15 protein-coding genes are annotated in these 15,383 nt (G+C 66.4%); 7 read left to right on the top strand and 8 right to left on the bottom strand.

Annotated elements, in window-relative coordinates:
- Positions 1 to 42: 42 nt before the first annotated feature.
- The 5 genes from paaE to paaA are packed head-to-tail and all read right to left on the bottom strand — an operon-like array spanning position 43 to position 3,686.
- Positions 43 to 1,119, bottom strand: a complete 1,077-nt coding sequence (paaE, locus tag ACSQ25_RS02950; protein ID WP_436104222.1) for a 1,2-phenylacetyl-CoA epoxidase subunit PaaE — start codon at positions 1,117 to 1,119, stop codon at positions 43 to 45.
- A 1-nt stretch (position 1,120) separates the two neighbouring features.
- Positions 1,121 to 1,633 carry a 1,2-phenylacetyl-CoA epoxidase subunit PaaD gene (gene paaD, locus ACSQ25_RS02945; RefSeq protein ID WP_436104221.1) on the bottom strand — a complete coding sequence of 171 codons (513 nt, stop codon included), beginning with the start codon at positions 1,631 to 1,633 and terminating at the stop codon, positions 1,121 to 1,123.
- Positions 1,633 to 2,385 (bottom strand): 1,2-phenylacetyl-CoA epoxidase subunit PaaC, encoded by a 753-nt coding sequence (gene paaC, locus ACSQ25_RS02940; RefSeq protein ID WP_436104220.1) that lies wholly within the window; start codon positions 2,383 to 2,385, stop codon positions 1,633 to 1,635. The genes paaD and paaC overlap by 1 nt, the downstream gene beginning before the upstream one ends.
- Positions 2,386 to 2,393: 8 nt before the next feature.
- Positions 2,394 to 2,678: a 1,2-phenylacetyl-CoA epoxidase subunit PaaB gene (paaB, locus tag ACSQ25_RS02935; RefSeq protein ID WP_224946646.1), complete on the bottom strand. Its 285-nt coding sequence runs from the start codon at positions 2,676 to 2,678 to the stop codon at positions 2,394 to 2,396.
- An 18-nt stretch (positions 2,679 to 2,696) separates the two neighbouring features.
- Positions 2,697 to 3,686 (bottom strand): 1,2-phenylacetyl-CoA epoxidase subunit PaaA, encoded by a 990-nt coding sequence (paaA, locus tag ACSQ25_RS02930; protein ID WP_436104219.1) that lies wholly within the window; start codon positions 3,684 to 3,686, stop codon positions 2,697 to 2,699.
- 94 nt (positions 3,687 to 3,780) lie between these two features.
- On the opposite strand from paaA, the gene paaX reads away from it, so the two are divergent.
- From paaX to ACSQ25_RS02910, 4 genes are all read left to right on the top strand, one after another.
- A complete protein-coding gene (gene paaX / locus ACSQ25_RS02925; protein ID WP_436104218.1) occupies positions 3,781 to 4,698 on the top strand; it encodes a phenylacetic acid degradation operon negative regulatory protein PaaX in 918 nt (305 codons plus the stop codon).
- 57 nt (positions 4,699 to 4,755) lie between these two features.
- The gene (locus ACSQ25_RS02920) at positions 4,756 to 5,895 is read left to right on the top strand and encodes a M14 family metallopeptidase (RefSeq protein ID WP_436104217.1); all 1,140 of its coding nucleotides are present in this window, start codon (positions 4,756 to 4,758) and stop codon (positions 5,893 to 5,895) included.
- Complete coding sequence (locus ACSQ25_RS02915) at positions 5,892 to 6,128, top strand: hypothetical protein (protein WP_436104216.1); 237 nt, start codon at positions 5,892 to 5,894, stop codon at positions 6,126 to 6,128. The genes ACSQ25_RS02920 and ACSQ25_RS02915 overlap by 4 nt, the downstream gene beginning before the upstream one ends.
- Before the next feature lie 102 nt (positions 6,129 to 6,230).
- Positions 6,231 to 11,285, top strand: coding sequence for a type I secretion C-terminal target domain-containing protein (locus ACSQ25_RS02910; protein WP_436104215.1), 5,055 nt, complete (start codon positions 6,231 to 6,233; stop codon positions 11,283 to 11,285).
- Between the two features lies 1 nt (position 11,286).
- Here the strand turns inward: ACSQ25_RS02910 and ACSQ25_RS02905 are convergent, their stop codons facing one another.
- The 3 genes from ACSQ25_RS02905 to pmbA are packed head-to-tail and all read right to left on the bottom strand — an operon-like array spanning position 11,287 to position 13,348.
- On the bottom strand, positions 11,287 to 11,709 hold the full coding sequence (locus ACSQ25_RS02905; RefSeq protein WP_436104214.1) for a DUF1801 domain-containing protein: 423 nt from the start codon (positions 11,707 to 11,709) through the stop codon (positions 11,287 to 11,289).
- 9 nt (positions 11,710 to 11,718) lie between these two features.
- Positions 11,719 to 11,958: a hypothetical protein gene (locus ACSQ25_RS02900; RefSeq protein ID WP_436104213.1), complete on the bottom strand. Its 240-nt coding sequence runs from the start codon at positions 11,956 to 11,958 to the stop codon at positions 11,719 to 11,721.
- Between the two features lie 13 nt (positions 11,959 to 11,971).
- Entirely contained in the window at positions 11,972 to 13,348 is a 1,377-nt protein-coding gene (gene pmbA, locus ACSQ25_RS02895; protein ID WP_436104212.1) for a metalloprotease PmbA, read from the bottom strand.
- A gap of 95 nt (positions 13,349 to 13,443) precedes the next feature.
- Here pmbA and yjgA point away from each other — a divergent pair, with 95 nt between their 5' ends.
- From yjgA to ACSQ25_RS02880, 3 genes are read left to right on the top strand one after another with little or no spacing between them, the layout of a single operon-like run.
- Positions 13,444 to 14,043, top strand: coding sequence for a ribosome biogenesis factor YjgA (yjgA, locus tag ACSQ25_RS02890; protein WP_436104211.1), 600 nt, complete (start codon positions 13,444 to 13,446; stop codon positions 14,041 to 14,043).
- Complete coding sequence (gene mog / locus ACSQ25_RS02885) at positions 14,021 to 14,641, top strand: molybdopterin adenylyltransferase (protein WP_436104210.1); 621 nt, start codon at positions 14,021 to 14,023, stop codon at positions 14,639 to 14,641. The genes yjgA and mog overlap by 23 nt, the downstream gene beginning before the upstream one ends.
- Before the next feature lie 10 nt (positions 14,642 to 14,651).
- Entirely contained in the window at positions 14,652 to 15,320 is a 669-nt protein-coding gene (locus ACSQ25_RS02880) for an alpha/beta hydrolase (protein ID WP_436104209.1), read from the top strand.
- Positions 15,321 to 15,383: the final 63 nt, after the last annotated feature.

The raw sequence follows: 15,383 nt of genomic DNA, 5'->3' as shown, positions 1-15,383 counted from the left end.
GTTCCCGCCTTCGCGGGAACGACGGTCTTTCTGTTAGCGGGCCTATTCGGCGATATCAAAGTCCACGACCACCTTGTCGGTGATCGGGAAGCTCTGGCAGCTCAACACGAAGCCGCGCGCCACCTCGTAGTCTTCCAGCGCGTAGTTCACGTCCATCTCCACCTGCCCGTCGAGGACCTTGCAGCGGCAGGTCGAGCACACGCCGCCCTTGCACGAGTAACGCATGTCGATGCCTGCGCGCAGGCCGGCGTCCAGCAGGGATTCCTTGTCCTTGTCCATCGTGAAGCTGGCCGCGTTGCCGTCCATGATGACGGTGACCTCGGTCTGGTGCTGCTGCCCGGCTTCCAGCTTGCGCGGCTTGTGCTCGTGCTTCGGGATGCTGGCGGCGAACAGCTCGATGCGGATCTTTTCCTTGGCCAGACCGGCCGCCTGCAGAGAACGCGAGACGCCGTGCATCATGTCTTCGGGGCCGCAGATGAAGGCCACGTCGATGTCGCGGATGTCGATCCAGTGGCGAAGGAAAAGGCCGCACTTCTCTTCGGTGATGCGGCCGTTGAACAGTTCGATGTCCTGCTGTTCGCGGCTCATCACATACACCAGCTTGAGCCGCTCCATGTAGCTGTCCTTGAGATCGGTCAGCTCGTCGCGGAAGATCACGCTCGACGAGGCGCGGTTGCCATAGACGATGGTGAAGCGGCTCTTCGGCTCGGCCTTCAAGGTGGTCTTCACGATCGACAGGATCGGCGTGATGCCGCTGCCGGCCGCAAAGGCCAGGTAGTGGCGTTCGCTGTCGGGGTCGAGCGGCACGTTGAAGTGCCCCATCGGCGGCATCACCTCGATCGTGGCGCCCGGCTTGAGGCTTTCGTTGGCCCAGGTCGAGAACTGGCCGCCGTTGACGCGCTTGATGGCCACGCGCAGGGTATCGTCCTGCACCGCCGAGCAGATCGAGTAGGAGCGGCGCACGTCCTCGCCGTCGATCAGCGCGCGCAGGGTCAGGTGCTGGCCCTGCTGGTAGGCGAATTGGGCTTTCAGCTCGGGCGGAACGTCGAAAGTGACGGCGATGGCGTCGCGGGTCTCGTGCTTCACCGCGGCCACGCTCAAGGGATAGAATTTGCTCATCTTAATGACACTTGAAATAGTCGAAAGGCTCGCGGCAGTCGAGGCATTTGTACAGCGCCTTGCAGGGCGTCGAGCCGAACTCGCTGGTCAGCTGGGTGTGCGGCGAACCGCAGTGCGGGCAGGCCACCTCGGGTGCGGCGCGGCGGCGGATGCCGGCGTGCAGGCCGCTGATGTCGATCGCCTGCTGCACCGGCGGTGCGATGCCGTAGCCCTTCAGGGCGGCCTTGCCGGCCTCGCTCATCCAGTCGGTGGTCCAGGCGGGCGCCAGGCGGCTGAGGATGCGCACCTGTTCCAGGCCATGGGCCTGCAGGGCTTCCTTCACCGCATCCGCGATCACCTGCATCGCCGGGCAGCCGGAATAGGTCGGCGTGATCGTCACCACACAGGCGTCGTCTTCGAAGGTCACTTCGCGCACGATGCCGAGGTCCACCACTGAGATGACCGGGATCTCCGGATCGGCAACCTCGCCGAGCCAGCTCCACACCTGTTCCGTCGTGACGCCAGCGAGGCTCATTACCACTGCGCTCCCGGATAGGCGCGCTGCAGGAACTGCATCTCGGCCAGGATGTAGCCGAGGCGCTCGCTATGGCGGCCCTGCTTGCCGCCGCGCTGCATCCAGGCGTCCGGCGACGGCATCGTCAGCGTGGCTTCTGCCAGCACTTCCGCCATGTGATCGAGGCACATCGTGCGCAGCGGCTCGGCGGCCGGGGCGACGCCCTGCTCCACCATGGCATTGTCGACCGCGTCGTAGAGGAACATCTCGCCGCTGTACATCCACAGCTCGTCCAGCGCCGACTGCATCTTGGCGTGGCTGATGTCGGTGCCGTCGCCCAGGCGCACCACCAGGTCGCCCGAGCGGCGCAGGTGGTAGGTGACTTCCTTGATCGATTTTTGCGCGATCTCCGCGATGCGCGCATCGTTTGACCTGGTCAGGCCGTCCATCAGGAAGTAGTGCCAGGTATCGAACAGGAACTGGCGCATCATGACTTCGGCGTAGCTGCCGTTCGGCTGCTCCACCAGCAGGCAGTTACGGTAGTCGTGGGCGTCGCGGTGGAAGGCCAGGCGGTCTTCGTCGCGGCCCTTGCCTTCGAGTTCGCCGGCGTAAGTCAGCCACATGCGGGTCTGGCCCAGCAGGTCGAGCGCGACGTTCGACAGCGCCATGTCTTCTTCCAGCGCCGGGCCCTTGCCGCACAGCTGGCACAGCTGCTGCGACAGGATCAGCGCGTTGTCGCCCTGGCGCAGGAGGTATTCGATCTTCTGATCCACAGCGGCACTCACAGGTTCTTGACTTCTTCCGGCATCGGGAAGAAGGTCGGGTGGCGGTACACCTTGCTGTTGGCCGGCTCGAACAGGGCTTCCTTGTCGTTCGGGCTGCTGGCGACGATGTCCTGGGCGCGCACGACCCAGATCGAGACCCCTTCGTTGCGGCGGGTGTAGACATCGCGCGCGTTGTTGACCGCCATCTCGGCGTCAGGGGCGTGCAGGCTGCCAACGTGCTTGTGGGCCAGGCCGTGCTGGCTGCGGATAAAGACTTCCCACAGTGGCCATTCTTTGCTCATTTTGCTCTCTCCAGATTCTTATGCTGCGGCTTTGGCTGCCGCTTTCTTCTCGGCGTGGGCGACCAGGGCGTCGCGGAACCATTCGCCGTCTTCATAGGCCTTGACGCGGGTGCGCAGGCGCTCGCGGTTGCAGGGGCCGTTGCCCTTCAGGACGTTGTGGAACTCGCTCCAGTCGATCTCGCCGAAGTCATAGGAACCGCGCTCTTCGTTCCACTTGAGGTCGGGGTCGGGGATGGTCAGGCCGAGGTATTCGGCTTGCGGCACGGTCTGGTCGACCATGCGCTGGCGCAGCTCGTCGTTCGAGAACAGCTTGATGCGCCAGGCGCTCGATTGCGCGCTGTTGACCGACTCGGCATCCGAGGGGCCGAACATCATCAGCGAGGGCCACCACCAGCGGTTCAGCGCATCCTGGGCCATCGCCTTCTGCTCGGGCGTGCCCCTGGCCAGGGCCATCATGATGTCGTAGCCCTGGCGCGCGTGGAAGGACTCTTCCTTGCAGACGCGGATCATGGCGCGCGAATATGGGCCGTAGGAGCAGCGGCAGAGCGGGATCTGGTTGATGATGGCCGAACCGTCCACCAGCCAGCCGATCGCGCCCATGTCGGCCCAGCTCAGGGTCGGGTAGTTGAAGATGCTCGAATACTTGGCTTTACCTGCGTGCAGGGCCTGCAGCAGCTCGTCGCGCGACACGCCCAGGGTTTCGGCGGCGCTGTACAGGTAGAGGCCGTGGCCAGCCTCGTCCTGGATCTTGGCCAGCAGGACCGACTTGCGCTGCAGCGTCGGGGCGCGCGTGACCCAGTTCCCTTCAGGGAGCTGGCCGACGATCTCGCTGTGCGCATGCTGCGAGATCTGGCGGATCAGGGTCTTGCGGTAAGCCTCGGGCATCCAGTCCTTGGGCTCGATCTTGATGCCGGCGTCGATGCGCGCCTGGAACGCCGCTTCGTCGGCGCTCATGTCTTCCTCGGTACGGACTTTCTTGAGCCCGGTCTCCACCATCTGTGCGTACATGTCTGGTCTCCATTGCAAACCTGGTCAAACCATAATACGATACAAAAAATTGGATGTACACCAGAATTTTGAATCATATCGGAAGCTCATCAAGATGACACGACTCACCAGCGGCGAGTGGATCGACCACTTCCTGACGACTGATCCGCCGCGCCACAAATCGCTGGTGATGACCCTGTGCGGCGACGCCATCGCCCCGCATGGGGGCGCCTTCTGGCTGGGCAGCATGATCGAGCTGCTGGCGCCGCTCGGGGTCAGTGACCGCCTGGTGCGCACCAGCGTGTTCCGCCTGGTGCAGGAAGGCTGGCTGGTGGCCAGTCGCGAGGGCCGCCGCAGCCGCTACGCCCTGGAGCCGAAGGCCCTGCCGCGCCTGGCGCGCGCCAACCGCCGCATCTATTCGCCGCCGGGACTCGACTGGGACGGCCGCTGGCGCTTCGTGCTGGCGCCGAATGGCAGCATCGACGGCGACCTGCGCGCGCTGCTGCGCAAGGAACTGGAATGGGAGGGTTTCGCGATGCTGGCCACGGGTGTGATGGCGCACCCGGCGCCGGACGGCGATACCCTGCGCGAGATCCTGGCCCGGTCAGGCGCCGAGGGCAAGGTATTCGTGTGCGATGCGGCCGAACTGCCGGGCGTCGGCTCGCGCCCGCTGCCCGAGCTGGCGGGCGACGCCTGGGATTTGTCCGGCGTCGTGGCCGGCTACCGCGGCTTCATCGACAGTTTCACTCCGCTGCTGGACACGCAGGCGGATCTCACGCCGCAGGACGCCTTCGCGATCCGCACCCTGCTCATCCACGCCTATCGCCGCGTGCAGCTGCACGACCCCATGCTGCCGCTCGAACTGCTGCCCGATCCGTGGCCGGGCACCGCCGCCTACGAACTGGCGAAGCAGGTCTACCGGCTCAGCTACGCCCGCGCCGAGGAGCACGTCATGCGCTTGCTGGGCAAGGAAGACGCGCACACGCCCCCGGCCGACGACAGCTTCTACGGCCGCTTCGGCGGTTTGGCTTAGTCGCGCACTACGCGGTATGATCAGCGTTTTACCCAACATCCCTACCCAGGACACACCATGTCTATCAAGATCAGCAGCCAGTTTGACGCCGGCGCCATCGAGGTCGTGAATGCCACAAGCGCGAACGCCATCGACCTGAACATCCGCAAGGATTCCCACGCCGACATTATCCAGTGGTTCTACTTCCGCCTGCAGGGCGCGCAAGGCGAAGCCTGCACCATCCGCTTCCTGAACGCCGGCCAGGCCGCCTATCCGGCCGGCTGGGAAGGCTACCAGGCGATGGCGAGCTACGACCGCGTGAACTGGTTCCGCGTGCCGACCTCCTACGACGGCCAGGTGATGACGATCGAGCACACTCCGGGCATGGACAGCGTCTACTACGCCTACTTCGAGCCGTATTCGTGGGAACGCCACCTGGAGCTGCTCGACCGCGCCCAGATGTCCGAGCAGGTGCGCATGCTGGACCTCGGCTCCACCGTGGACGGCCGCGACCTGAACATGCTGGTCATCGGCGACCCCGCGCCTGAGAAGAAGAAGGTGTGGGTGATCGCACGCCAGCACCCGGGCGAGACCATGGCCGAGTGGTTCGTGGAAGGCATGCTCGACGCCCTGCTCGATCCGGCCCATCCGTTCGGCCGCCAGCTCTTGAAGGAATCGGTGTTCTACGTGGTGCCAAACATGAACCCGGACGGCTCGGTACGCGGCAACCTGCGCACCAATGCGGCCGGCGCCAACCTGAACCGCGAGTGGATGAACCCGACCATGGAGCGCAGCCCGGAAGTCTTCCTGGTGCTCAAGAAAATGCACGAGACCGGCGTCGACCTGTGCCTGGACGTGCACGGCGACGAAGGCCTGCCCTACGTGTTCGTGGCCGGCAGCGAATCGCTCCCCACCTGGAGTGAACAGCAGGCAGCGCAGCAGCAGCGCTTCATCGAGGACTTCAAGATCGCCAGCCCGGACTTCCAGGACGTGCACGGCTACGGCAAGACCCCGTTCACCGACGAAACCCTCACCATGGGTTCGCCGCACATCACCCACGCCTTCGGCTGCCTGTCCCTGACCCTGGAACTGCCGTTCAAGGACAATGCCAACGACCCGGACCCGCAGGTGGGCTGGGACGGCGCACGCAGCGCACGCCTGGGCGGCGCGGTGCTGCAGCCGATGCTGAACGCGGTACGCGCGCTGGGTAAGGTATGACGGTCTTCGCCGCTTCCGTATTCGACGCCACCGTCGTCTTCGAAGGCCAGGAGCTGTTCAAGGGCCGCGGCGCGGCCCAGACCTGGGCCGAAAAAGTGGCCAGGGAGCTCGAGGTCGAGGTGACGGTCGAAAAGATCGGCACCGGCTGGGCCTTGAAGGCGACGGTCGATGGCGAGCCCCGTACCTGGGGTATTTACGGCCAGCGGCTCAGCCGCATCGAGCAGGCCGGCTAGGATGCAATGCACACGGCATAATCCGTGATCTGTTGCATAAAAATCTAGACATGAGGCGCGGTCTCGGCGACATTTACTTGTTCGCCATTAACGATCCGCCTCATGAAAAATCCTGCAGAGCACCTCCCGGTCAACCCGCTCCAGCAAGGCCTCATGAGCGGAACGGCAAACGACACCGCCGATACGACGCCGCCGGTGCTGGTGTCCGCGCCCGTCTACGGCCACGGCGTAGGGGCCGATCTGGTCTTCACTTTCAGCGAGCCGGTAAAACTCGGCAGCGGCACCGTGATCCTGCATGCCTCCGGCGTCGGTGTGGTGTACTCGGCCGCGACCGGCGCCAACCCGCACCTCACCGTGGCGGGCAATACGGTCAGCTTCAATCCCCCGGGCGACCTGAGCCCGAAGACCATTTATTACGTCGAGTTCAGTGCGGGCGCCATCCTCGACCTGGCCGGCAATCCCATGGCGTCGCCCTCGAGCGCCAAGGCGCTCTTCTGGAGCGGACTCAGCCCCACGGCCGTCAACGCGACCGGCACCGCGCTGGCCGACAAGATCCACGGCAGCGATCTTGACGACACCCTGTCCGGCGACGGCGGCAGTGACTACCTCTACGGCTATGGCGGCAACGATCTGCTGCATGGCGGCGACGAGCCCGCGACCATGCGCGAGGGCGACTTCCTCTACGGCGGCGCAGGTGACGACACCCTGCATGGCGACGACGGCAACGACATGCTGCACGGTGAGGACGGCAACGACAAGCTGTACGGCGGCGCCCACAAGGACTTCCTGCTCGGCGGCGCCGGCGACGACCTGCTCGACGGCGGTGCCGGCGACGACCGCTTCTACGACATCGAAGGCGACGACCTGCTGATCGGCGGCGAGGGCAACGACTACCTGTTCGCCGGCACGGCTTCGCTCGGGAAGCTCGACGGCGGCGAGGGGGACGACAGGCTGGAAGGCTTTGCCGGCGCGGACTTCGCCGGTGGCGCCGGCAACGACAGGCTGCTCGTCAAGATGATCGGCAGCGGTCCCGCCGAGTCGGCAGTCGACGCCGGGATCGGCGACGACCGCATCGAATTCCTGTGGGATCGCCCGGCCAATGTGCGGCTCGACGTGGCCGGCGGCAGCGGCGTCGATACCTTCGTGCTGCGGGCAGCCGACGTCGCGGCCGGCGGCAGCGCGGATGTGCGCATCACCGACTTCGCGCCCGGCGCAAACGGCGACCGCATCGACCTGCTCCCGCTGCTGCCGGCCGACTACGACGGCAATCCGTTCAAGAACGGCAGCCTGCGTCTGCTGGCCGACGGCGCCGACACCCTGCTCCAGTGGCGCGCCGCGGATGCTCCCGGTGACTACCACACCCTCTTGAGGCTGGTGGGAGTCGCTCCCGGCAGCCTGAGCGCCGCCAACTTCGTCGACGGCATCGACCCGGCCGGTTCGCCGCTCGGGTCGACCCTGGACGGCACGGTAGGGCCCGATACGCTGAGCGGCACGACGCTGGACGACAGCATCCTCGGACGCGGCGGCGACGACCGCCTGCAGGGCCGCGGCGGTGACGATACGCTCGACGGCGGCGATGGCAACGACAGCCTGTCCGGCGGCAGCGGCGACGACCTGCTGCTGGGCGGCGCCGGCAACGACATCCTGGACGAAAGCGCCGACCTGTCGGGAAGCAACCGGCTCCAGGGCGGCGCCGGCAATGACACACTGAGCGTTGCCTCCCGCGGCGCCAATGTGCTCGAGGGCGGCGAAGGCGACGACCTGCTGCGGATCGGCAGCCTGTCGGCAGAGGCCACCGCGACGACGCAAGGCGGGACCGGCGCCGACAGCTTCGCGATTCTGCATCCCGGCGCGCAAGCGCAGATCCTTGATTTCTCCACGGCCGAGGGCGACCGCCTGGACCTGCGTGCCCTCCTCCCTGCCAGCCTCGGCGACAACCCCTTCGGCCAGGCCGGCTACCTCAAGGCCGAGCAGGTGGGCAGCGACGTCCTGCTCTACGTCGACAGCGACGGCGCGGCCGGTGCGGCGCACGCCTTCCGGCTGGTCGCGACGCTGGCCGGCGTCCAGCTGTCCGCCCTGTCGCGCGCCAGTTTCAGCGGCGGCTACGACTGGCGCGGCAACGAGGCCGGCGACACCATCGTCGGCACCAATGGCGACGACGTGCTGGAGGGCCAGGACCTCGACGACACCATCCGCGGCGGCGCCGGCGACGATATCCTGTCCGGCGGCAAGGGCGACGACCTGATCGAGGGCGGAGACGAATTCGGCGACGGTGACCGGCTGTCCGGCGGCATGGGCAACGACACCCTGAATGGCGGCAAGGGCAACGACCAACTTTTTGGCGACGACGGCGACGACCGCCTGAACGGCGGCGACGGCAACGATTACCTGACCGACTACGCCGGGAACAACGTGTTCGACGGCGGCGAGGGCAACGATACGATCCGGGCCTACGGCGCCAGTTGGATCCCGGACGACGCACCGTCCTTCCAGGTCGTCATCGATGGCGGTGCGGGCGACGATACCATCGAAGCTTCGCTCGACGCCGACCTCGTCCTCGGCGGGACCGGCATCGACCGCATCACGGTCGAGTGGGGCAAGCAGAAGCTCGCGCCGCAGGCGCCGATGCGGATCGATGCCGGAGATGGCGACGACAGCATCACCATCGACACATGGAACGCTTTTGCCGCGGCCATCGAAGCCCGTGGCGGTGGCGGCCGCGACACCTATGCGTTCAACGCCAACCCGGCCCTGCCGCTGCTGACGATCACCGACTTTGCAGTGGGACCGGGCGGCGACCGGCTCGATGTCTTCTCGCTGCTCGACTACGAGGAAAACAGCGGCAATCCCTTCGGCGTCCTCGGCCAGTTGCGGCTGGAGCAGCGCGGCAGCGATACGGTCGTGCAGCGCCTGGCTGCCGGCGGCTGGCAGGATGCCGTGGTCTTGCGCAACGTAGCGGCCGGCGCGCTCACCAGCGACAACTTCATCGATGGCGCGCGTCCCGACGGTTCGCCGCTCGGGATGGAACTCACCGGCACCGCCAACAACGACACCCTGCCCGGCGGGCGGCTCGACGATACGCTGCGTGGCGGGGACGGCCAGGACCGGCTGTACGGCGGCGGCGGCGCCGACAGGCTGTACGGCGACACGGGCGACGACGAACTGTTCGGCGAGGGCGGCGACGACCTGCTGTACGGCGGCGCCGGCAACGACAAGCTGACCGACAATGCGGGCTTCAACCGGCTGGATGGCGGCGACGGCGACGACGTGCTGATGGTGCATTCGCCCGAGGGCAGCGAGCTGCTGGGAGGCGCGGGCAATGACTCGTTGGTCTTCCGTGGCGGAAACGCCGTGCTCGACGGCGGAGCCGGCGACGACCGCCTGTCGCTGGACAACCTGACGGACGGTGCCGCGGCGACCATCTTCATGCATGGCGGCGACGGCAAGGACGTCTTCACTGCCGGCCTGGACGTCAGCCAGAAGCGGGACATCGTGGCCGCCGGCGGGGCCGGCAGCGACACCTACCGGGTAGGGGGAATTCCCTGGGCCTCGTCGTTCAAGATCGTCGATTTCCAGGCCGGCAAGGGTGGCGACCTGCTCGACCTGATCGCCTACGCCGGCTGGACCAGGGGACAGAATCCTTTCGCCCCTGGCAGCGGCCTGCGCTTCGAGCAACGCGGCGCGGACACGGTGCTGCAGGCGCTGGACAAGGACGGCAGCACCTATCGCGACCTCATCCTGCTTGCCGGCGTCGACAAGGCGGCGATCGGCCCGGCCAACATCGTCGGGGGCTTCAACCCAGATGCTTCCTCGACCGGTCTGAGCATCGTGGGCACGGCCGCGGACGAGCAGTTCTCCGACGGCTGGCTAGACGATGAGATTTCCGGCGGCGCCGGCAATGACACGCTGACCAGCACCTCGGGCAAGGATATCCTGCGCGGCGGCGATGGCGACGACATCCTGACACTCCAGCGCGATGCCGCGGCGGCGCCGGGCACCCACACGACCATGCTGGGTGGCGCCGGCGCCGACCGCTTCTCCGTGCAATCCGCGGCGCCAGGCGCCAACCTGGCCACCGCGAGCGGCGGCGCGGGCCGCGACGTATTCGAAGCCCATACCGTCCATTACACGGTGACCGATTTCCAGGCCGGGAGCGGCGGCGACCAGATCGCGCTGGCGCCGCTCATGTGGAGCGGTTTGCGGCTCGACGATCCTTTCGGCAGCGCCGGCTATCTGCGCCTGGTGCAGGAAGGTGCCGACACGGTGCTGCAATACGACCAGGACGGCACGGGCAGCGCCCATGGCTTCGTGAAGGTGATGAGCCTGACGGGCGTCAGCGCGACCAGCCTCACCGCGGCCAATTTCCTTGAGGGTGTGAGCCCGCCTCCTCCGCCACCGCCACCGCCACCGCCACCGCCGCCGCCACCTCCACCACCACCTCCGCCGCCACCGCCACCACCTCCGGTGGCCACCGACCCGCCAGTCACCAGCGTGGGCGGAAGCGGCAACGAAGTGCTCAGCGGCGGCAGCGGCAACGACCGCCTGGACGGTGGCGAGGGCGACGACGTGCTGGTCGGGGGCGCCGGCAACGACACCCTGATCGGCGGCGCCGGCATGGACAGCGCGCGCTACACCGGTGGCAAGGCCGACTATACGGTGACGCGCACCGCGGGCGTGTTCCAGGTGGTCGACCGGCGCGGCAGCGGCGACGGCAGCGACACCCTGGCCGGCGTCGAACGCATCGCGTTTGCCGACGGCGCCATGGCGCTGGACGTCGACGGCGTGGCAGCCCAGGCCTTCCGCATCTACCGCGCCGCCTTCGACCGCGAGCCGGACCTGGGCGGCATGGGCTACTGGCTGCAGGTGATGGACAAGGGTGCCAGCGTCTACAACATGGCGGTCGGCTTTGCCGCCTCGAAGGAATTCGCCGCCTTGTACGGCGCGGCGCCGACGAATGCGGAACTGGTCATGCGTATGTACAAGAACATCCTGCACCGCGAGCCGGATGCGGCGGGCTATGCCTACTGGCTGGATATCCTGGACAGCAAAAAGGCCGACCTGCCGGGCGTGCTGGCCATGATCAGCGAGAGCGGAGAGAACCGCGATGCGGTGGCCGAGCTGATCGCCAACGGCATTCCCTACACGCCCTACGGCTGAATCAGGCGGGGTAATGCGCCCGGGTGGCGGCGGCCGCCTCGGCCACCAGCTGTTCCAGCACGGTCAGGTCGACATCGTCCAGCCGGCGCAGGTACAGGCAGGCCTTGCCCATCTTGTGCTTGCCCAGGCGCTGGCGCAGCGCGTCGGTCGGCGGCAGCTCGCAGGACAGATAGATGCTGATGTCGCCCTTGCGCGACGAGAAGCCGGCAAGGGGAGCGTCGCCTTCGCGGCCGCTGGCGTAGCGGTAGTGATAGCTGTCGAAGCCGACGATGCTGTCGCCCCACATGACGGGCGGCGCCCCCGTCACCCTGCTCATCATCGCCACGATGGTGTCGCAGTCCTGGCGCCGTCCGGCATCGGGAATCGCAGCGAGGTAGTCGCGCACGCTGGCGCCGTTTGCCCGGGTCTTGTTTTCAGCCGCCATGCGGGCGGATCAGAGTTCGACGCCGAGGTGCTTGTTCACCCAGCTGCTTGCGTCGGCGAGCGAATCGAAATGCAGGGTGGCGATGGTGGTCTTGTCGGGCGCCAGGAAGGTCGCATAGGCCTTGCGGGCCTCGTTGCCCGAGCTCAGCAGGTCGGAAGGTTGCGACAGCTCGACCGTGGCCACCAGGTCGAGGTTGAGCAGGACGCTCTTCTGGCTGTTTTCCTTGTCGATGCGAACGAATTTACTCATGGCCTGCTCCTGTTTAGCTGCCGGCAATGACCATCTTCTCGATCAGGATCGAGCCGGTGGACTTGTTGCCGCGGGTGAGGACATCGTTGCCGATAGCCACGATTTGCGTGAACATCTCTCGCATATTGCCTGCGATGGTGATTTCTTCCACCGGGTACTGGATCACGCCGTTCTCGACCCAGTAGCCGGAAGCGCCGCGCGAATAGTCGCCGGTGACATAGTTGACGCCCTGGCCCATCAGTTCGGTGACCAGCAGGCCGGTACCCATCTTGCGCAGCATGCCTTCGAAGTCGTCGGCACGTTTGGTTTGCGTCGAGACCAGGTCGAGATTGTGCGAACCGCCGGCGTTACCGGTGGTCTGCATGCCCAGCTTGCGTGCCGAGTAAGAGGACAGGAAATAACCCTGCAGCACGCCATTGTCGACCACTTTGCGGCGGGTGGTGCGCACGCCTTCCTCATCGAAGGGCGCGGAGCCGACCGCGCCGATCAGGTGCGGGTCTTCGACGATGTTGATGTGGTCCGGGAAGACCTGCTTGCCGAGCGAGTCGAGCAGGAAGCTCGACTTGCGGTACAGCGCGCCGCCCGACACCGCTTGCACGAAGGCGCCGAGCAGGCCGGCCGCCAGCGGCGCCTCGAACAGCACCGGGCAGGTGCGGGTGTCGAGCTTGCGCGCATTCAGGCGCGCCAGTGCGCGCTCGGCGGCATAGCGGCCGACCGCTTCCGGCCTGGCCAGTTTTTTGGGGTCGCGCGCCGAGGTGTACCAGTCGTCGCGCTGCATCTTGTTGCCCTTGCCGGCGATCGGCGCCACCGAGATGGTGTGGCGCGAGAACGGGTAGCCGCCGATGAAGCCGCGCGAATTGGCGCCGACGAAGTGCGACTGCTGCACGTAGACGCTGGCGCCTTCGCTGTTGCTGATGCGCGGGTCGACCTCGAAGGCCGCGTTCTCGCAGCGCTGGGCGAGTTCGACAGCTTCCTCGGTGCTGATCTGCCAGGGGTAGAACAGGCGCAGGTCGCGCGGGCTGGTTTCCAGCAGTTCGGCATCGGGCAGGCCGGCGCAGTCGTCTTCGGCGGTGAAGCGGGCGATGTTCCAGGCCGCTTCCACGGTATCCTTCAGGGACTTGGTCGAGAAATCGGAGGTATTCGCGTTGCCGCGCCGCTGGCCGTAATAGACGGTGACGCCGATGCCCTTGTCGCGGTTCTGCTCGATGGTCTCGATCGTGCCTTTACGCACGGAAACCGACAGGCCGCTCCCTTCGCTGATCTCGACCGAGGCATCGGTGGCGCCCTGTTCTTTCGCAAACGCCAAAACGTCGCGGGCGAGCTGTTTCAGCTGGTCCTGGGTGTGGGGGAACACGGCGGTAGGCGCGGAGGTCGAAGCGGAGTCGTTCATGTCGTGTTTTTCGTAGCGGGCCCTAAAACAGTTATCATAGCAGCCGTTTACAGTTTTCACTGATCGGCTCCCTGCCAATCGGATCAATCAATATCATGCCTAATCCAAATCGCGGCTCCGTCGGCTTCCAGTCCAACGAATTCGAGCAAGAATACGAACGCCCGTCCAAGTCAGAGGCCAAGCGCCAGTCGAACGAGCTGCAGAAGCTCGGCGAACAGCTGGTCGACGCGCCGCGCGACCGCGTCAAGCGCGTCGAGATGCCGGAAGACGTCAAGGAAGCCATCCTGACCTGCCAGAGCATCAGCAACCACGAGGGCCGCCGCCGCGCCCTGCAGTTCGTGGGCAAGAAGATGCGCACCCTGGACGAGGAAGAAGTCGCCGTCATCCAGCGCACCATCGACAGCTGGAAGGGTGCCTCCAAGGCGGAGACCGCCGCGCTGCACGCCCTCGAACGCCGCCGCGAAAAGCTGCTGGCCGACGACAAGGCCCTGACCCAGCTGCTCGAAGAGAACCCGGAACTGGACGTGCAGCACCTGCGTACCCTGATCCGCAACGCGCGCAAGGAACAGGCGGAGAACAAGCCGCCCAAGGCCTACCGCGAAATCTTCCAGATCCTGAAGGACCTGGGCAAGAAGGCCAAGCAGGCCGACGCCGGCGACGAGGAAGCGGTCGATGACGAGTCCGACGACGAGTGACGCCGAACTGGTGATCGGCCTGGTGTCGGTCTCGGACCGCGCCAGCGGCGGGGTCTACGAGGACAAGGGCATTCCCGCCCTGACCGACTGGCTGGCGCAGGCGATCACCACCCCCTATCGACTGGAAACGCGCCTGATCCCCGACGAACGCGCGGAGATCGAACGCACCCTGGTCGACCTGGTCGACACGGCGCGCTGCCACCTGGTCCTGACCACTGGCGGCACCGGGCCCGCAAGGCGCGACGTGACGCCCGAGGCGACGCTTGCCGTCGGGACCAAGGAGATGCCCGGCTTCGGCGAACAGATGCGCCAGATCAGCCTGCGCTTCGTGCCGACCGCGATCCTGTCGCGCCAGACCGCGGTGATCCGCGAGACCAATGGCCACGCGGCCCTGGTCATGAATCTGCCGGGCCAGCCGAAGTCGATCAAGGAGACGCTCGAAGGCCTGAAGGACGATGCCGGCAATGTGCTCGTCGGCGGCATCTTCGCGGCCGTCCCCTACTGCATCGACCTGATCGGCGGCCCCTACATGGAAACCAACCCGCTCGTCAGCAAGACTTTCCGCCCGAAATCGGCGCTGCGTCCTCCTGCGGCCTAAAGGAAACTGAATGACTCAACTGCTGCAAAACATCGAGATCGAAACCGCGCCGAATCCGCAAGTGGCGGTCATCTGGCTGCACGGCCTGGGCGCCGACGGCAATGACTTCGTGCCGCTGGTGAACGAACTGGACCTCTCCGGCCTGCCCGGCATCCGTTTCGTCTTCCCGCATGCGAAGACGATGCCGGTGACGATCAACGGCGGCTACGTGATGCGCGCCTGGTACGACATCACCGGCGCCGAGCTGACCCGCCGCGAGGACGAAGGCGGCCTGCGCGCCTCGCAGCGTGACGTGGAAGCGCTGATCGCCCGCGAAAAGGCGCGCGGCATCCCGGCCTCGCGCATCATCCTGGCCGGCTTCTCGCAGGGCTGCGCGATGACCCTGCAGACCGGCATGCGCCATCCGGAAAAGCTGGCCGGCATGCTGTGCCTGTCCGGCTACCTGCCGCTGGCCGCCACCGTGGCGGCCGAACGCACCGAAGAAAGCCTGGCCACGCCGATCTTCATGGCCCACGGCACCCACGACAACGTGGTGCCTTTCGCCCGTGCGCGCGAGTCGAAAGAGGTGCTGGTATCGATGGGTTACCAGGTCGAGTGGCACGAGTACATGATGCAGCACTCGCTGTGCCTGGAAGAGGTGCAGGATATTTCGAAGTGGCTGCGAAAAGTAATCGCGTAGGGTGGACGGCTTTGCCGTCCGCGCGTTCAAATCACGCTTGAGCAGACGTCGCGGCTGATCGTG

The organism is Massilia sp. LjRoot122 (assembly GCF_964252725.1).
Classification (GTDB): Bacteria; Pseudomonadota; Gammaproteobacteria; order Burkholderiales; family Burkholderiaceae_D; genus Telluria.
This window is presented reverse-complemented; position numbering and strand designations above follow the sequence as displayed.

Bases quoted from the DNA above. Each gene is read 5' to 3' on its own strand.
- paaE (WP_436104222.1), bottom strand. From the start codon at position 1,119: ATGAGCAAATTCTATCCCTTGAGCGTGGCCGCGGTGAAGCACGAGACC.
- paaD (WP_436104221.1), bottom strand. From the start codon at position 1,633: ATGAGCCTCGCTGGCGTCACGACGGAACAGGTGTGGAGCTGGCTCGGC.
- paaB (WP_224946646.1), bottom strand. From the start codon at position 2,678: ATGAGCAAAGAATGGCCACTGTGGGAAGTCTTTATCCGCAGCCAGCAC.
- paaA (WP_436104219.1), bottom strand. From the start codon at position 3,686: ATGTACGCACAGATGGTGGAGACCGGGCTCAAGAAAGTCCGTACCGAG.
- paaX (WP_436104218.1), top strand. From the start codon at position 3,781: ATGACACGACTCACCAGCGGCGAGTGGATCGACCACTTCCTGACGACT.
- ACSQ25_RS02920 (WP_436104217.1), top strand. From the start codon at position 4,756: ATGTCTATCAAGATCAGCAGCCAGTTTGACGCCGGCGCCATCGAGGTC.
- ACSQ25_RS02915 (WP_436104216.1), top strand. From the start codon at position 5,892: ATGACGGTCTTCGCCGCTTCCGTATTCGACGCCACCGTCGTCTTCGAA.
- ACSQ25_RS02910 (WP_436104215.1), top strand. From the start codon at position 6,231: ATGAAAAATCCTGCAGAGCACCTCCCGGTCAACCCGCTCCAGCAAGGC.
- ACSQ25_RS02905 (WP_436104214.1), bottom strand. From the start codon at position 11,709: ATGGCGGCTGAAAACAAGACCCGGGCAAACGGCGCCAGCGTGCGCGAC.
- ACSQ25_RS02900 (WP_436104213.1), bottom strand. From the start codon at position 11,958: ATGAGTAAATTCGTTCGCATCGACAAGGAAAACAGCCAGAAGAGCGTC.
- pmbA (WP_436104212.1), bottom strand. From the start codon at position 13,348: ATGAACGACTCCGCTTCGACCTCCGCGCCTACCGCCGTGTTCCCCCAC.
- yjgA (WP_436104211.1), top strand. From the start codon at position 13,444: ATGCCTAATCCAAATCGCGGCTCCGTCGGCTTCCAGTCCAACGAATTC.
- mog (WP_436104210.1), top strand. From the start codon at position 14,021: ATGACGAGTCCGACGACGAGTGACGCCGAACTGGTGATCGGCCTGGTG.
- ACSQ25_RS02880 (WP_436104209.1), top strand. From the start codon at position 14,652: ATGACTCAACTGCTGCAAAACATCGAGATCGAAACCGCGCCGAATCCG.